Source organism: Streptomyces sp. NPDC057137, assembly GCF_042670825.1.
Classification (GTDB): domain Bacteria; phylum Actinomycetota; class Actinomycetes; order Streptomycetales; family Streptomycetaceae; genus Streptomyces.
The window spans coordinates 19,544-34,655 of record NZ_JBHUUW010000076.1; the positions used below are offsets into that span (position 1 = coordinate 19,544).

The 15,112-nt window shown below is 70.1% G+C and carries 14 protein-coding genes; 8 read left to right on the top strand and 6 right to left on the bottom strand.

The features are described from left to right. The first annotated feature begins 96 nt into the window (after positions 1 to 96). Together ACFT9I_RS35100 and ACFT9I_RS35105 are read left to right on the top strand one after the other, a co-directional pair. A complete protein-coding gene (locus ACFT9I_RS35100; protein WP_382571245.1) occupies positions 97 to 2,523 on the top strand; it encodes a glycoside hydrolase N-terminal domain-containing protein in 2,427 nt (808 codons plus the stop codon). After that, entirely contained in the window at positions 2,520 to 3,770 is a 1,251-nt protein-coding gene (locus ACFT9I_RS35105; RefSeq protein WP_382571247.1) for an SGNH/GDSL hydrolase family protein, read from the top strand. The genes ACFT9I_RS35100 and ACFT9I_RS35105 overlap by 4 nt, the downstream gene beginning before the upstream one ends. Before the next feature lie 7 nt (positions 3,771 to 3,777). On the opposite strand, the gene ACFT9I_RS35110 is transcribed toward ACFT9I_RS35105, so the two are convergent. The 4 genes from ACFT9I_RS35110 to ACFT9I_RS35125 all read right to left on the bottom strand — a co-directional run bounded on the left by ACFT9I_RS35110 (position 3,778) and on the right by ACFT9I_RS35125 (position 6,683). Next, positions 3,778 to 4,293 carry a GNAT family N-acetyltransferase gene (locus ACFT9I_RS35110; protein ID WP_382571249.1) on the bottom strand — a complete coding sequence of 172 codons (516 nt, stop codon included), beginning with the start codon at positions 4,291 to 4,293 and terminating at the stop codon, positions 3,778 to 3,780. Positions 4,294 to 4,352: 59 nt separating this feature from the next. Beyond that, entirely contained in the window at positions 4,353 to 4,781 is a 429-nt protein-coding gene (locus ACFT9I_RS35115; protein ID WP_382571251.1) for a pyridoxamine 5'-phosphate oxidase family protein, read from the bottom strand. Positions 4,782 to 4,827: 46 nt separating this feature from the next. Next, positions 4,828 to 5,811, bottom strand: coding sequence for an aldo/keto reductase (locus ACFT9I_RS35120; RefSeq protein ID WP_382571253.1), 984 nt, complete (start codon positions 5,809 to 5,811; stop codon positions 4,828 to 4,830). Positions 5,812 to 5,927: 116 nt separating this feature from the next. Continuing rightward, positions 5,928 to 6,683 (bottom strand): VOC family protein, encoded by a 756-nt coding sequence (locus ACFT9I_RS35125; protein WP_382571255.1) that lies wholly within the window; start codon positions 6,681 to 6,683, stop codon positions 5,928 to 5,930. Between the two features lie 125 nt (positions 6,684 to 6,808). Here ACFT9I_RS35125 and ACFT9I_RS35130 point away from each other — a divergent pair, with 125 nt between their 5' ends. Then, positions 6,809 to 7,453 (top strand): hypothetical protein, encoded by a 645-nt coding sequence (locus ACFT9I_RS35130; RefSeq protein ID WP_382571257.1) that lies wholly within the window; start codon positions 6,809 to 6,811, stop codon positions 7,451 to 7,453. A 40-nt stretch (positions 7,454 to 7,493) separates the two neighbouring features. Here ACFT9I_RS35130 and ACFT9I_RS35135 read toward each other — a convergent pair whose 3' ends face one another. After that, the gene (locus ACFT9I_RS35135) at positions 7,494 to 8,015 is read right to left on the bottom strand and encodes an SRPBCC family protein (protein ID WP_382571259.1); all 522 of its coding nucleotides are present in this window, start codon (positions 8,013 to 8,015) and stop codon (positions 7,494 to 7,496) included. A 376-nt stretch (positions 8,016 to 8,391) separates the two neighbouring features. Here ACFT9I_RS35135 and ACFT9I_RS35140 point away from each other — a divergent pair, with 376 nt between their 5' ends. From ACFT9I_RS35140 to ACFT9I_RS35155, 4 genes are all read left to right on the top strand, one after another. Continuing rightward, positions 8,392 to 8,871, top strand: a complete 480-nt coding sequence (locus ACFT9I_RS35140; protein WP_382571261.1) for a hypothetical protein — start codon at positions 8,392 to 8,394, stop codon at positions 8,869 to 8,871. A 339-nt stretch (positions 8,872 to 9,210) separates the two neighbouring features. After that, positions 9,211 to 10,761 (top strand): aminotransferase class V-fold PLP-dependent enzyme, encoded by a 1,551-nt coding sequence (locus tag ACFT9I_RS35145; protein ID WP_382571262.1) that lies wholly within the window; start codon positions 9,211 to 9,213, stop codon positions 10,759 to 10,761. 156 nt (positions 10,762 to 10,917) lie between these two features. Then, positions 10,918 to 11,388 (top strand): RidA family protein, encoded by a 471-nt coding sequence (locus ACFT9I_RS35150; protein WP_382571265.1) that lies wholly within the window; start codon positions 10,918 to 10,920, stop codon positions 11,386 to 11,388. Positions 11,389 to 11,452: 64 nt separating this feature from the next. Continuing rightward, complete coding sequence (locus tag ACFT9I_RS35155) at positions 11,453 to 12,796, top strand: amidohydrolase/deacetylase family metallohydrolase (RefSeq protein WP_382571267.1); 1,344 nt, start codon at positions 11,453 to 11,455, stop codon at positions 12,794 to 12,796. Between the two features lie 86 nt (positions 12,797 to 12,882). Here ACFT9I_RS35155 and ACFT9I_RS35160 read toward each other — a convergent pair whose 3' ends face one another. Continuing rightward, positions 12,883 to 14,346, bottom strand: a complete 1,464-nt coding sequence (locus tag ACFT9I_RS35160) for an amidase (RefSeq protein ID WP_382571269.1) — start codon at positions 14,344 to 14,346, stop codon at positions 12,883 to 12,885. 104 nt (positions 14,347 to 14,450) lie between these two features. Here ACFT9I_RS35160 and ACFT9I_RS35165 point away from each other — a divergent pair, with 104 nt between their 5' ends. Further along, complete coding sequence (locus ACFT9I_RS35165) at positions 14,451 to 15,077, top strand: TetR/AcrR family transcriptional regulator (RefSeq protein ID WP_382571271.1); 627 nt, start codon at positions 14,451 to 14,453, stop codon at positions 15,075 to 15,077. Positions 15,078 to 15,112 lie beyond the last annotated feature (35 nt).

Consider the following 15,112-nt stretch of genomic DNA (forward strand, 5'->3'; position numbering starts at 1 on the left):
ACGAGTACGACCGGGGGCGCGTCCTCACCGGCGCGCCCCCGGCCTGTCTCTCCCCGTACCTCCTGTTCCGCAGGTCCGCAGGAATGGAGTTGTCCCGTGAACGATCAGCACCCGCACCCCCCTGCCCAGTCCGAGACCGGCCCGACCCGGCGTCGCGCGCTCACGCTCGCCGCCGGCGCCGCCACACTCACCGCGCTCGGCGGACTGCCCGCCTTCGCCGCCTCAGCGCCGCCGAAGCGTCCCGCCGTCTCGCCGATGCTCGCCGACGGCGAGGGCTCAACGACCCGGATGTGGTACCGCGCTCCGGCGGGGAGGACGACGATGCTCGAACGGGCCCTGCCGGTCGGCAACGGCCGGCTCGGCGCGCTCGTCGGCAACGACCCCGGGCAGGAACTCCTCTTCGTCTCCGACGCCACGATGTGGACCGGCGGGGTCAACGACAAGCTGGAGTCGGACGGCCAATTCCCTTACGGGCGGGCCGACTTCGGCAGCTTCACCCAGCTGGCCCATGTGACGGTCGACATCCCGGACCACGATCTCGGCTCGGTCAACGACTTTCGCCGTGAACTCGACATCGACCAGGGCCTGGTCACCTCCGGCTATGTCCGGTCGGGGGTCAGCTACGAGCGCCGTGTCTTCGCGAGCCACCCGGACGACGCGGTCGTCGTCCACTTCACGCAGCGCGGCGGCGGCCACTACACGGGCACGATCTCCCTCGACGGCACCCATGACGAGAAGACGTCGGCGGACGCGAAGAAGGACAGCCTGTTCTTCGGCGCGGAGTTCGCCAACGGGCTGCGGTACGGCGCTGCCGTCACCGCGCACAGCAGGAGCGGTTCGGTCACCACGAGCGGTTCGCGGATCGTCTTCACCCGGTGCGCCGACCTGACCGTCGTGATCAGCGGTGGATCGAACTACGCCCCCGACCACACCACCGGCTACCGCGCGCCGGACCTCGATCCGGTCGCGCTCGCCCGGACCAAGGTCCAGGACGCCGTACGCCACTCCGCCACCACGCTGCTGCACACCCATGTCGCGGACTACCGCGACCAGTTCGACGGGATGAGCATCTCGCTCGGCCCGTCCACGGGCGAGCAGCGGGCACTCGACACCTGGGAGCGGCTGAAGCACCGTACGCAGCAGGACGTGCCCGATCCCGAACTGGAGGCGCTGTACCTCCAGTTCGGCCGCTATCTGATGATCAGCAGCTCGCGGGACGGTCTGCCGGTCGCCCTCCAGGGTCCGTGGCTGGACGGCAACGACCCGGACTGGATGGGCGATTACCACACCGACATCAACATCCAGATGAACTACTGGATGGCCGACCGGACCGCGCTCTCGCGCAACTTCGACGCGTTCACCGACTACTGCCTCGCGCAGCTGCCGGTGTGGTCCGAGCTGACCCAGGCCCACTTCAACGATCCGCGCAACCGGTTCCGCAACTCCTCCGGCAAGATCGCCGGCTGGACCGTGGCGTACTCGACGAACATCTACGGCGGACTCGGCTGGTGGTGGCACCCGCCGGGCAACGCGTGGCTGTGCAACACACTGTGGGAGCACTACCAGTACACGCAGGACCGGGAGTTCGTGAAGAAGATCTACGCGATGCTCAAGGGTGCCTGCGAGTTCTGGGAGGCCCGGCTGGTGACCATGACGGTCACGGACGCTTCGAGCGGTGAGAAGCGCGAAGTCCTCGTCGCCGACAACGACTGGTCGCCGGAGCACGGCCCGCAGGACGCGAAGGGCATCACCTACGCGCAGGAGGTGGTCCGCGACCTGTTCATCAACTACCGCGAGGCCGCCGAACTCCTCGGCAGGGACGCCGCGTTCGCCAAGACGGTGGCCGGGCTGCAGGAACGGCTGTACCTGCCCGAGGTCAGCCCGAAGACCGGCTGGCTCCAGGAGTGGATGTCGCCCGACAACCTCGGCGAGACGACGCACCGTCATCTCTCGCCGCTGATCAGCCTGTTCCCCGGTGACCGGATCCGCCCCGGCGACTCGCCCGCGGAACTGGTGAAGGGCGCCACCGAACTCCTCACCGCCCGTGGGATGGAGAGCTTCGGCTGGGCCAACTCCTGGCGCGCCCTGTGCTGGGCGCGGCTGAAGCACGCGGACAACGCGTACGAGCTGGTCGTCAACAATCTGCAGCCGTCCGTCGACGGCAGCAACGGCACCGCGATGAACCTCTTCGACATCTACGAGGTCGAGAAGGGCCGCGGGATCTTCCAGATCGAGTCCAACTTCGGTACGCCCGCCGCGATGATCGAGATGCTCCTCTACTCGCGGCCCGGCCATATCGAGCTGCTTCCGGCGCTGCCCGACGCCTGGGCACGGTCCGGTTCGGTCACCGGCATCGGTGCGCGCGGCGGTTTCGTCGTGGATCTGAGCTGGCGTGACGGGAAGGTCCGTGAGGCGAAGATCCGCAGTGTCGGCGGGCGCCGGACGAAGGTCACGGCCGGCGGCGTCTCGCACGACGTGGACGTGCGCTCCGGGAGAACCGTCACGCTGCGGAACTTCGGATGAGCCGGGCCGTACGCCGCGGTCTGGTCTGTGTCCTGGCACTCGCCGCGACCTTCCTCGTGCCCACGTACGTTCCGTCCGCCACGGCCGACACGGCCGCGTCGGCTGCCTCGGCCGCCACCTCGGCCGTTCCTCCCCCGCCCGCGAAGTCCGTCGTCACCTGGGCGTCGAGCGCGGACCGGATGGGTGAGGCGGCGGGCGACCGGAGTTACCGGTTGGTCGTACGGACGAGCGTGGGCGGCACGGGACTGCGGGTCCGGGTCTCCAACGCGTTCGGGGACCGGCCCCTGGTCATCGGCAGCGCGTACGCCGGGCTCCGCGAGAGCGGCGCCCGGCTGCGCCCCGGCAGCAACAGGAAGCTCGCCTTCGACGGGTCGGCGTCCGTGACGCTGGCGCCGGGCGAGATCCGCTACAGCGATCCGCTGCCCGGCAGGATCGCGGCGATGAGCGACCTGGCCGTCAGTCTGTACGTGCGCGACACGGGCGGGCCCGCCACCGGGCACGGGATGGCGCTCGCGACGTCGTACGCCACGAGCGGGAACCACGCCGCGGAGGAGCGGGACGGCGCGTACACGGAGCGGCTGGGGTCGTGGTTCTACCTCGACGCGGTCACCGTGGACGCGGACCGCGGAGCCGGCGCCGTCGTGACGCTCGGGGACTCCATCACCGACGGCTGGCAGTCCAGTACGGACAAGAACCTGCGCTGGCCGGACTTTCTGGCCCGTCGGCTGCACGCTTCCTCGGTCAGCACCGTGAAGGGCGTGGCGAACGCGGGGATCTCGGGCAACAAGGTCTTGGCGGACGGCGCGGCGCAGAGCGCGCTCAAGCGGCTCGACCGTGACGTGCTGTCGCTGCCGGGTGTGCGGACGGTCGTGCTGTTCGAGGGCGTCAACGACATCAAGTCCCATTCCGGTGTCACGGCCGCGTCCCTGACGGCGGGTTACCGCGAGATCATCGACCGGTCGCACGCGGCGGGACTGTGTGTCGTCGGTGCCACGGTCATGCCGTTCAAGGGCTGGTCGGAGTGGGATGCCGAGGGTGAGGCCGTACGCACCGAGGTGAACGAGTGGATCCGCACCAGCGGGGCGGTCGACGCGGTCGTGGACTTCGACAAGGTGGTGCGCAGCCCGTACGACGCGGAGCGGATCCTGCCCACGTTCGACAACGGCGACCATCTGCATCCCAACGACAAGGGCATGCAGGCGATGGCCGACGCGGTCGCGCTGAAGTCCCTGGAATGCGGCCGCTGACGGCCCCTCAGTCGGTGAGGTCGTTCGCGAGGAGGTCCATCAGGAGTCCGTCGTGCCAGGTCCCGTCGGGACCGCGCTCGTAGTCCCGCATGATCCCGACGGGCCGGAAACCGGCCTTGCCGTAGCACCTGATCGCCGCGGCGTTGTCGGCGGCCGGATCGATCACGACACGGTGGTGACCGAGGTCCTCGATGAGGTGCCTGGCCAGGGTCCGTACGGCGTCGGTCCCCACTCCGCGACCGTGCGCCGCGGGGTCGACGTAGATGTCGATGTTCGCGTGCCGGTAGTCGGGGTCCTCCTCGGCGCCCCACTGGACGGCGCCGACGGTGGCGCCGTCCAGTTCGATCACCAGTGAGGTGAGGTCGGGTTCGTCGAGATCCTCGGTCACGGCCGCGAGCAGGTCGTCACCGCCGCGCCACGTCGCGTAGACCTCGGGCGTGGCGCGGATGGTGGCGAGTGCGGGGATGTCGTCGGGGACGGCCGGGCGCAGGAGCACGAGGGCGCCCTTCAGTGTCTTCTCCATAGGAGCACGCTAATAGATCAGTGGTTCGAACTTCGCGGATCCAGGTAGTGACGTTCGGTTCAGAACGCGCCCAGGTCCGACGACACCCAACGCTGGGGCCGCATCCGGAAGACGACCTGCTCGCCGTGGTCGCCGCTCGCCATGGCGACGTAGCCGTCGACCTTCTCGGCGGGCAGATAGCGGGACGCCAGCTCCACCATATGGTCACGGGTGCCGGGGATCCGCTCCGTCACCGGGCCCTCGACGGAGACGTACCGCACCGTCGGGGCCGTCCGCTCGACCAGCAGCGTGAACCGGCCCGCCGCCTTGATCAGCTTGTCCTTGCGGGAGTCGGCGCCCGTCAGGATCCAGATGTCGCCGCCGGGCGCGTACTGGTACCAGACGGGGACGACGAGGGGTGCCCGGTCCGCCGAGCCGGAGTCGATGGCGATGGCCGCGACGTGCGGCTCGGCGAGAAACTGCTGGCGTTCTTCGACATTCAGGGCCATGGGATGTCTCCTTCGCACCAAGTACGGGGGTCTGTCCCAACCATCCCTACCAGCGGTGGTGGACTTCCGCACGGATCCTGCGGTCGTACAGATCACGCACGGCGTCCAGCGTCGTCTCCGAGAGCGGTGCGAGAGAGGCCGCGGCGGCGTTGGCCCCTGCCTGCTCGACGGAGCGGGCGCCCGGGATGACGGTGCTGACGCCGGGCTGCTGGATGATCCAGCGCAGCGCGGTCTGGGCCGGCGTGGCGCCTTCGGGGGCCAGGCCGGAGAACTCGACGGCTGCCTCAAGCCCCGTGGCGTAGTCGATGCCGGAGAAGGTCTCGCCCTGGTCGAACGCCTCGCCGTGCCGGTTGAAGCTGCGGTGGTCGTCGGCGGCGAAGACCGTGTCCTTCGTGTACTTGCCGGACAGCAGACCGGAGGCGAGCGGAACGCGCGCGACGATGCCGACCCCCGCCTCCCGGGCGGCGGGCAGCACCTCTTCGAGCGGCTTGAGCCGGAAGGGGTTGAGGATTATCTGTACGGAGGCGACGCCCGGCCTGGCGATGGCGGTCAGTGCCTCCGCGCAGGTCTCGACGCTCACCGCGTAGGCCGCTGTCCGCTTCTCGGCGACCAGTGTGTCGAGCGCGTCGAAGACGGCGTCGGAGGAGTAGACGGCGGGCGGCGGGCAGTGCAGCTGGACGAGGTCCAGCGTGTCCACGCCCAGGTTCGCGCGTGAACGGTCGTTCCAGGCGCGGAAGTTGTCCAGGCTGTAGTTCTCGGGGCGCTGCTCGGCCCGGCGACCCATCTTCGTCGCGACGAACACGTCGGCGTCCGGGCGGTTCTTCAGGAACCGGCCGATGAGCTGTTCGCTGCGGCCGTCGCCGTAGACGTCCGCCGTGTCGAAGAAGGTGACGCCCGCTTCGAGCGCCGCGTCGAGGACGGCGAAGGCGTCGGCCTCGACGACGTCACCCCAGTCGGCCCCCAGCTGCCATGTGCCCAGTCCGACGACGGACGCCTCTCGGCCCGTCCTGCCCAGTACGCGCTTCTCCATACGGGTGATGCTACGTCCGCCCGCGCGGCCCGATTCGGCGGGGCGGCCGGGGCCTCGCGGGCGGGGCGGGGATGCCCGCAGGGCGGTGCGGTGCGGGGCGGTGCGGGGCGCGGTCGCTACGGCGCCGTGCCCACCGAGAACACCGCGCCCGACGGGTCGGTGACCGCGGCCATGCGCGCGTACGGGGTGTCCTCGGGCTCGGTGGCCGAGCCGCCGGACGCCGTGGCGCGCGCGGCCACGGCATCGGCGTCGGCCACGGCGAACAGCGTGCCCCAGGCGGACGTGGGTACGTCGGTGCTGCCGATGATCCCGCCGATCTCGTGCCCGTCGGGGCGGCGCAGGAAGGTGAAGTCGAGGTCCGGCACTTCGTCGTTGCCGTCCAGCGTGAAGCCGAACAGCGTCGTGTAGAAGGCGCGGGCCGGCTCGGGATCGGGGGTGATCAGGTCGTTGCGGACCAGTGAGTCGGGCTCGTTCACGATCTCGCTGCCGAGCCGGGCGCGGCCCTGCCACAGGCCGAACCGGGCGCCGACCGAGTCCACCGCGACGGCCGTACGGGCGTGGTCGGCCAGGTCCGCCGGTGCCTCGATCAGCCGGCCGCCCGCCTCGGTGACGCGCCGGGCCGTGTCGTCGCAGTCGTCGGTGGCGAAGTACATGGTCCACACGGCGGTGGTCCGGTCCGGGTCCGGGACGATCCCGGCGACGGGCCGGCCGCGCAGCAGACAGATCGTGCCGTCGGCGTCGCCGGTCGGGTACGGCTCGTACTCCCAGCCGAACAGCGCCTGGTAGAAGGGGAGCGCGCCCTCGCGGTCGGGGGTCCTGAGCTCGATCCAGGTGGGGGTGCCTTCGGGCTGGCTGCCGCTGAGAACGCTCATGGTGGGCTCCTTCGTGGGGCGTCGTGGCGAAGGCCCCAACGTAGACAGCGTCTAGGACAGAAGATGTCCTAGAAACACCTGTGGATGAGCGCCGTCCACACGATCGGGCGCTCCATCATTCGGTCATGACACGCTCATCGGGGCGCCGCCCCCTCGGCCGGACGGTTCTCGCCGTCGCCGTCACCGTCGGTGCCGCGTGCACCCTCACCGGCTGCGTACCGGCGCCGCACGACACGGAGTCCGACGACGGGCGTACGGCCCGGACCGTGCGGCCCGCCCGGACCGCCGTACTGCTGGGCGACACCGTCCTCGTGAACCATCCCGACGGTCACGACGAGGCAATGCTGGCCCTGGCCGTGACGGCCGTCGTCGACGAGGCGTCCAGGGTCGCGGGCACTCGCACCGGCACCGGCGCCGACGCCAAGGGCGGCGCGGACACCGATCCGGGTGTGGCGCGAGGCGCGAGTGCCGCCGCAGGGCGGAAGTGGGTCGCCGTCCTCGCCGAGGTGAGCAACGCGGGGGCGCGGCCGTACGGGCACGACGTGGCGCACAGCTTCACCGCCGTGGACACGCTCGGCCGCCGGCATGTGCCGCTGCCCGCGTCCACCGATCTCACGGTGGGCCCGGTGATGACCTGGCCCGTGCCGCTCGCCGCCGGCCGGTCGGCGCGTGGGTGGCTGGTCTTCGACCTGCCGGCGGAGGCGGTCCTGACCACGCTGGAGTTCGGCCGTACGCGGACGTCGGCGGCCTCGGCGGACTGGGCGCTGTGAAGGGGTCCGTACGGCGGCGCGCCGCCGTGCCCCCACCCGGCTACTCGGCCGTCAGCCCGTCGAAGTGCGCCTTCTGCGCCGGGTAGTAGTCCTCGAACACGGGCTGCGGGGTGCCGTCCAGAGAGGCGCGGAGCTTGTCCAGGTAGTACTCCCAGCCCGCGCCGATCTCGCCGAGTCCCGCTTCCGTGTCGCGGTGCTGGATGAACCGGAGTTCCGTACCGCCCGCTTCGGCCGCCACCGCGGACGTCCCCGACAGCTTCAGTTCCAGATTCCAGCTGCCCTCCTCGTCGACCGTCGAGACGACGAGCCGGTGCGGTGCCTCGCACGCCTCGACACGCAACTCGATCCAGGGCTCCTGCTCCTCGAAGACCATCCGCACCCGCGCCGTGCCGCCGGGGGCGCCGTCCCCCTCCCACGGGCCGAACCACAGGGCGGTGCGCGCCGACTCGGTGACGGCCGCCCACACCTCTTCGACCGGGAGGGAGAACACGCGCGTGAGGACGAGGTCGACTCCCTCGGGTGTGCGCAGCAGCCTGCCGGTGGGGGTCGGGATCGTGGCCATGGGGGGGCTCCTCCTGTGGACGGCCGGGTGGCGAGGGTGGCCGCGTGGCCGGACTGCCGGACAGGTTCCGGTCTACCACCCGCCACTGACAGTGGCCCGGCGCCCGCCCCGCCACCGGAACGGGACGACCGGAACATCGCGGGAACATTCGATGCCGGGTAGCCGTTGTGATCAGTGTGGGTGTGGACGGAACAGTGTCCCCGGGCCCCATCAAGAAATGCCCACAGGGAAGATCGTTCGGCTGAAGCCCTGTGGAGCCAACCGCCGCGAGGCGACCGCCGCCCGCACCCCGCCTCAACGGCCCCGACCGGTCTCCCCCGTCCGGTCGGGGCTCCTTTCGCTGTCCAGGTCCGGAGCCGATGTCTACTGTTCAGGCATGACAGCTGAGGGGGACGCGGAGCGGCCGGGCGGTTTCGCCGCCGCGACCGGCGACGGCCCGGAGTCCCCCGTTCCGCCGGAGGTGCGCGCCGCCGAGGTCCGGGTCGCCTTCGGCGGTCTGACGCAGATACGCCGTCTCACCAACGCCACCGCTCCCGATCCCGCCGCCGTTCCGGCCGACTGGGAGCGCAACCAGCCGGTCCGCGCCATCGCTCTTGCTCTGGAGGCGGCGGGATTCCCGCCCTCGGCGGTCGACGGCGAGGGGCGGCGTACGGGCACGGGATTCCGCGTCGCCGCGGGCGAACGCCCGGGGACGGTACGGGTGGAGTGGCTGGGCCCGCACGGCAGCGGCGCGGCCCAGGACGAGGAGCGCCAACTCACCGCGTGCGCCGCCGTACTGACCCCGCTGGGCTGGGAGGCTCTGCTGTACCGCGGCGCCCGGCGCCGACGCTTCCTGGAAGTGGAACCGGCGCTCTGAGCCGAATCTCCGGACTGCCTTCGAACTCCCCTCGGACTGCCTTCGCCGCCTTGCGCGGCGCGCGCCCAAGCGGTTACAGGCAGTTCACGGGACGGAAATCCGGCGCACTCCCCACCCCGTACGTAATCCGACGGTAAATTGTTCAACGCTCGACCCTGTTTTATTCAAAGCCGCAGGTCAGACACCGATCCGGAAATCGAATACTGTCATCTGGAAGACGCGCTTAACACCTGCCTCCCGGCTCCTTAACGTGGTCCGCACATTGACTCACAAGGCGACACGGGAGCCGGAATGCCAAGTAATGCTCTTTCCCGTCGTGCAATTCTGCAACGCAGTGCGGTGGCGGGCGGTGTCCTCTCCTTGGGACCGCTGCTCGGCGGCGCGACCGAGGCTCTGGCGCAGTCCACCGGGGGGACGGCGGCAGCGGCCGGCAAGGCCATGAAGGACGTCTACGGACGGATCGGCGTACGGCCGCTGATCAACGGGCGTGGCACGTACACCATCATCAGCGGTTCGCTGATGCTGCCCGAGGTGCGGGAAGCGATAGACGCGGCGGCAAGACAGTTCGTACATCTGGACGAACTCGCCGAGGCGGTCGGCAAGCGGCTGGCGAAGATCACCAAGGCGGAGCACGGCCTGATCGCCTCCGGTTGTCATGCTGCGCTCACGCACGCGACCACCGCGTGTGTCGCGGGCGGAAACCCCGACCTGCATGTACGGCTGCCCGATCTGACGGGCTTCCGGAAGACCGAGGTGATCATCCCGGCCCACTCGCGCAACGTGTACGAGAACGCGGTCAGCGCGGTCGGGGTGAAGGTCGTCGAGGTGTCGACGCCCGACGAGCTGAAGAACGCCATCGGCCCGCAGACCGCGCTGATCTACATCATGGCGGGCCCGAGGGTCGACGAGAGCGAACTCCCCACGGACGTCGTCGCCGGCATCGCCGGGCCCAAGGGCGTGCCGGTACTGGTCGACGCCGCCGCCGAGATCCTGACCATCCCCAACGTGCACCTGGAGCGCGGCGCCGACCTCGTCGCGTACAGCGGCGGCAAGGCCATTCGCGGCCCGCAGTCGGCCGGTCTGCTGCTCGGCCGGGAAGATCTCGTACGCGCCGCGTGGGTCAGCAGCGCACCCCACCACGGCATCGGCCGCGGCTACAAGGTCGGCAAGGAAGAAGCCATGGGGATGCTGGCCGCGGTCGAGATGTGGGTCCAGCGCGACCACGACGCCGAGTTCGCGCGCTGGGAGTCCTGGCTGAAGACGATCGCCCGCCGGGTCTCCGCGATCGGCAGCGTGAAGACGGAGGTCAGCCAGCCGGACAGCCTGTCGAACCGCACCCCGTCGCTGACGATCACCTGGAACGAGAAGAAGCTCGGCGTGTCGGGCCAGACCGTGGCCGACACGCTGTACGAGGCGAAGCAGCGCATCGCGCTCAACGCGGCCGGCAGCGACGACCCGGCGCGGTCGGGTGTGTCGGTCACGCCGTACATGCTCCAGCCCGGCGAGGAGAAGACCATCGCCGACGCGCTGGTCCGGATACTCACCGATCCGCCCGCGCCGCCCGCTCCCCCGCGTCCGCCCTCGGTCGACGTGACCGGGAAGTGGACGCTCGAAATCGAGTATCTGGCGGGCAGTTCCACCGCGCACCGGCTGGAACTCGCGCAGGACGGCGCCGAGATCACCGGCACGCACACCGGTGAGTACGTGTCCCGGAAGGCCACCGGATCGGTCAGCGGCAAGACGGTGACCGTACGCAGCACGCTCAGCGAATCGTCCGGTGACGCACTCGACTTCACGTTCACCGGGACGCTTCTGGGCGACTCGATGAGCGGTGAACTCAACATGGGTGAGTACCTGAAGGCCACGTGGAAGGCCGAGCGCGGCGGCTGAGCCCCACGCTTCCGGTCCGGTCCGGTCCGGTTCAGCCCGGCCCGACCCGGGTCTCCTCACACTCGTAACTCCCTCAACTCTCCCCGATCCAGCAGCAATCCCAATTGACGCCTCGTACCCACGCGTACGCGCGCGGGCACGGACGAAGGAGAACACGTGACGAACCGCAGGGACTTCATCCGCAAGGCTCCGGTCGTGGCGGCCGTGGCCGCGACCCCGGCGCTGGCCGTCAAAGCCACCGAGGACCGCGGGCGTCATAAGCCCGAGAAGGAGATCCACTACCCGGGCGGCGGCGAGCCGCCGGAGAACCCGCTGTTCAGCCCGGTCGTCAGCTACGGCGACCTGGTCTTCATCTCGGGCATCGGCGCGCACTTCGAGGGCGACATCACCGCGCACACCGAGCATGTGCTCAACGAGGTGGAGAAGTACCTCGAAGCGGCTGGATCGTCCATGGACCGGGTGCTCAAGGTCAACGTCTACCTCAACTCCCTGGACGACTACGACGGGATGAACGCCGTCTTCCTCGGCCGCTTCGGCCCCGAGCCGGGCGTACGCACCACGATCGCCGCGCAGGCCGGTATCCCCGGGGACTCGCTCGTCGAGATCGACTGCATCGCGGTGCGATGAGCTCCGCGACCCGCACCACAGCCACCGCTCGAAACTCGCGTCACCGGACAAAATTGGGGTTGGCATGTCACTGAGAACACGGGCCCCGTGGGCCGTCCTCCCCGCGGTTCTCACCCTCGTGGTGGGCGCGTCGGCCGCTAGCAGCGCCACCGGCGCGTCGTCGGACGACCCGGCTTCGGGCCCGGACGCCTCGGCGTCCGCGGTCACCTATGACCTTCTGCTGCGGAGGGGCCATGTCATCGACCCCAAGAACAACCGTGACAAGGTCCTGGACATCGCCGTGAAGAACGGCAAGATCGCGGCGGTCGGTTCGAAGATCGACCCGTCCCGCGCCAAGCAGACGGTCGACGTCAAGGGGAAGTATCTGACCCCCGGTCTGATCGACATGCACACGCATCTGTTCCGAGGTGAGCAGGACGCCTACGCGGACGGTGTACTCGGTCTGCCGCCGGACGGATTCACCTTCCGGGCGGGGGTGACGACGGCGCTCGACACCGGATCGGCCGGCTGGGAGAACTTCGAGCTGTTCAAGAAGAACATCATCGACACGTCCAAGACCCGCGTGCTGTCGATGCTGAACATCGTCGGCAAGGGCATGGCCGGTGGCGACAAGGAGCAGGACCTGGACAACATGAACGCGGCCGAGGCCGCGAAGGTCGCCAAGAAGTACCCGGAGATCATCCGGGGCATCAAGACGGCGCACTACGAAGGCCCGTCCTGGGCACCGGTGGAGCGCTCCGTGGAGGCCGGCGAGATCGCGGGCATCCCGGCGATGATCGACTTCGGATCGGCCGGCCCGGAGCGGACCATCGAGGAACTGCTCACCGAGAAGCTGCGGCCCGGCGACATCTACTCGCACGTCTACTCGGGCCTGCGCGGCGAGTTGGGCGAGGACGGCAAGCTCAACCCCGCCCTGGCAGCGGGGCGTGAGCGCGGTGTGCTCTTCGACGTCGGCCACGGCGGCGGAAGCTTCGACTGGAACGTCGCCATGGAGGGGAAGAAGGAGGGCTTCTGGCCCGACACCATCTCCACGGACCTGCATGTGACCAGCATGAACGCGGGCATGAAGGACATGTCCAACGTCATGTCCAAGTTCCTCACGATGGGCCAGCCCCTCAAGGACGTCATCGAGGAGTCCACCTGGAAGCCGGCGCAGGCCCTGGGCCGTAAGGACCTCGGCAATCTGTCCGTCGGATCGCCGGCCGACATCGCCGTCTTCGATCTGGAGAAGGGCAAGTTCGGGTACGCGGACAGCTTCGGCCTGCGCGTCGACGGCGAGCAGAAGCTGGTCACGGAGCTGACCGTGCGCGCGGGTGAGGTCGTGTGGGACCTCAACGGCAGGACGGCGAAGCCGTGGAAGCCTGGCGCGGTGGGCGACAGGACCAACACGGAGCACGCGGCCCCGTAGCCGGGTCGCCCTCGGAGAACAGTCAGAGCCGCTCCCGACCGCGAAGGCCGGGAGCGGCTCTGTCCCCGGTGCTCCAGGCGCGCTCCTCAGTGGCCCGGGTGATTCCCCGCCCACACCTCGGGGGTTCGGCTCGACCACGGGCTTGCCTGTTCGAGTTGGCCGGCGAGGCGGAAGAGGCGGCCTTCGAGCCCGTAACCCGCGGCGAACTGCATACCGATCGGGAGCCCCGTCCCGGCGTCGGCCGTCACCGGTACGGACATGGCGGGTGTGCCCGCCACGTTGAACGCCACGGTGAACGGCGAGCGGTCGAATACGCGGCCTATCCAGCCGAGGCCGTCCAGCGCCTCCGCGCCCTCGGCGTACGTGCCCAGGGGCACGGGAAGCTCCGGCAGGGTCGGGGTGAGCAGTAGGTCGTGAGTGTCGAAGTACCCTGCCAGGCTTCGGGCGACCCGGTTGCGGATGGCGAGGGCGTTGACGAACTGGGCGCCGCTGACCCGCTGCCCGTAGTGGTGGCCGGCCAGGGTCACGGGCTCCAGGGTCGAGGAGTCGACGGGCCTGTTGAAAGCGGCAGCCAGCCCGTCCACCGAGGCGGTGAGATTCGCCGTCCACAGACGGGCGTTGGCCAGGACGAACTCCTCCCAGTCGGCCCCGAGGTCCACCTTGACCTCCGCCACCCGGTGGCCGAGGGATTCGAGCAGACGCACGGTGCGAGAGAGCGCGTCGGCCACCGGTGCGGTGGTGCGGCGCCCGCCCCACGCCTGGGTGAGGACACCGATCCGCAACGAGCCCGGGGGGCGGGTGACTTCCTCCGCGTACGGCCGGGACGGCTCCTGGGCGAAGTAGGGGTCACCCGGTTCCGGGCCGCGGATCAGGTCGAGCAGCGCCGCGCTGTCGCGTACGGTGCGGCTGACGCTGCCGTGCACGGCCAGGCCGTTGTACAGCTCGTCGAAGTCGGGGCCCATGGAGACCCGGCCGCGGGTGGGCTTCAGCCCGAAGAGGCCGTTGTACGCGGCGGGGATCCGGAGCGAGCCGGCGGCGTCGGTGGCGTGTGCGATCGGTACCACCCCGGCGGCGACGGCCGCGGCGGAGCCGCCGCTGGATCCGCCCGCGCTCCGCGCCAGGTTCCACGGGTTGCGCGTCGCGCCGTACAGCACTGGTTCCGTGGTGACGCTGTACGCCATCTCCGGTGTCGCGGTACGCCCGAAGGTCACGAGCCCGGCGCGGCGGAAGCGCTGCATCAGGGCGGAGTCGGCGCCGGCGACGTTGCCGGCCGCGAGGCGGCTGCCCAGTTCCATGCGCCGCCCGGCCATGGCGACTCCGATGTCCTTGATCAGGAAGGGGACCCCGGCCAGCGGTGTGCCGCCGGGTACGGGCCCGTCGATGGGCCCGTCGTCGGCCGGCCAGGTCTCGACGACGGCGTTGATCCGCGGATTGACCACCCGCGTGGCCTCGCGTGCGGCTGCTTCCAGTTCGGCGGAGGTCACCTCGCCTCCGGCCACCAGCTCCGCGAGTCCGACCGCGTCGAAGCTCACGTACTCGGCAACTCTCACTGTCACTCCCGGCGGACGAAATCGATACCCTTGAGTACCTGACGATACCGAACGGTATCGCATGGGACGGCCTGGTATCGTGGCGGGGAGCGAGAGGAGCAGTCATGGCATCGACCGCCGGAAGGCCGAGCAGGGTGGCGAAACTGCCGCCCCGTGAGCGCATCCTGGACGCGGCGGAGGAGCTGTTCCAGAGCGAGGGAATCCGGCGGGTGGGCGTCCAGGCGATCGCCGAGAAGGCCGAGACCACCAAGATGGCGATCTACCGGCACTTCGAGACCAAGGACGCGCTGGTCGCGGAGTGGCTGCGGATCCTCGCCGCCGACTACCAGGCGGCCTTCGACCGGGTCGAGGCCGAACACCCCGGCCGGCCCCGGGAGCAGATCCTGGGCCTGGCCCGCTTCATCGCGGACGGACTGCCGGCGATCTCGTACCGGGGCTGCCCGTTCATCAACTCCCTCGCCGAGCTGCCCGATCGCGCCCATCCCGCACGGCAGGTGATCGAGAAGCACAAGGCCCGCCAGACCGGCAGGCTGCTCGGCATGTGCGCCGAGGCCGGGCTGCCCGACCCCGAGCAGACCACGGCCGAGATCACCTTCGTACTCGAAGGCGCGCAGGTCAGCACGCAGAACGGCAGCATCGATCAGGCGGGCGACCGGCTGATGAGGATCGTCGAGGGGATCCTGGACCGGCACCACTCCCCCGTCGGCGCGCCCCGGGCAACCACCGGCTGACCGCCCCGACGCCGGTCGCCGGACGGGCAGAAGCC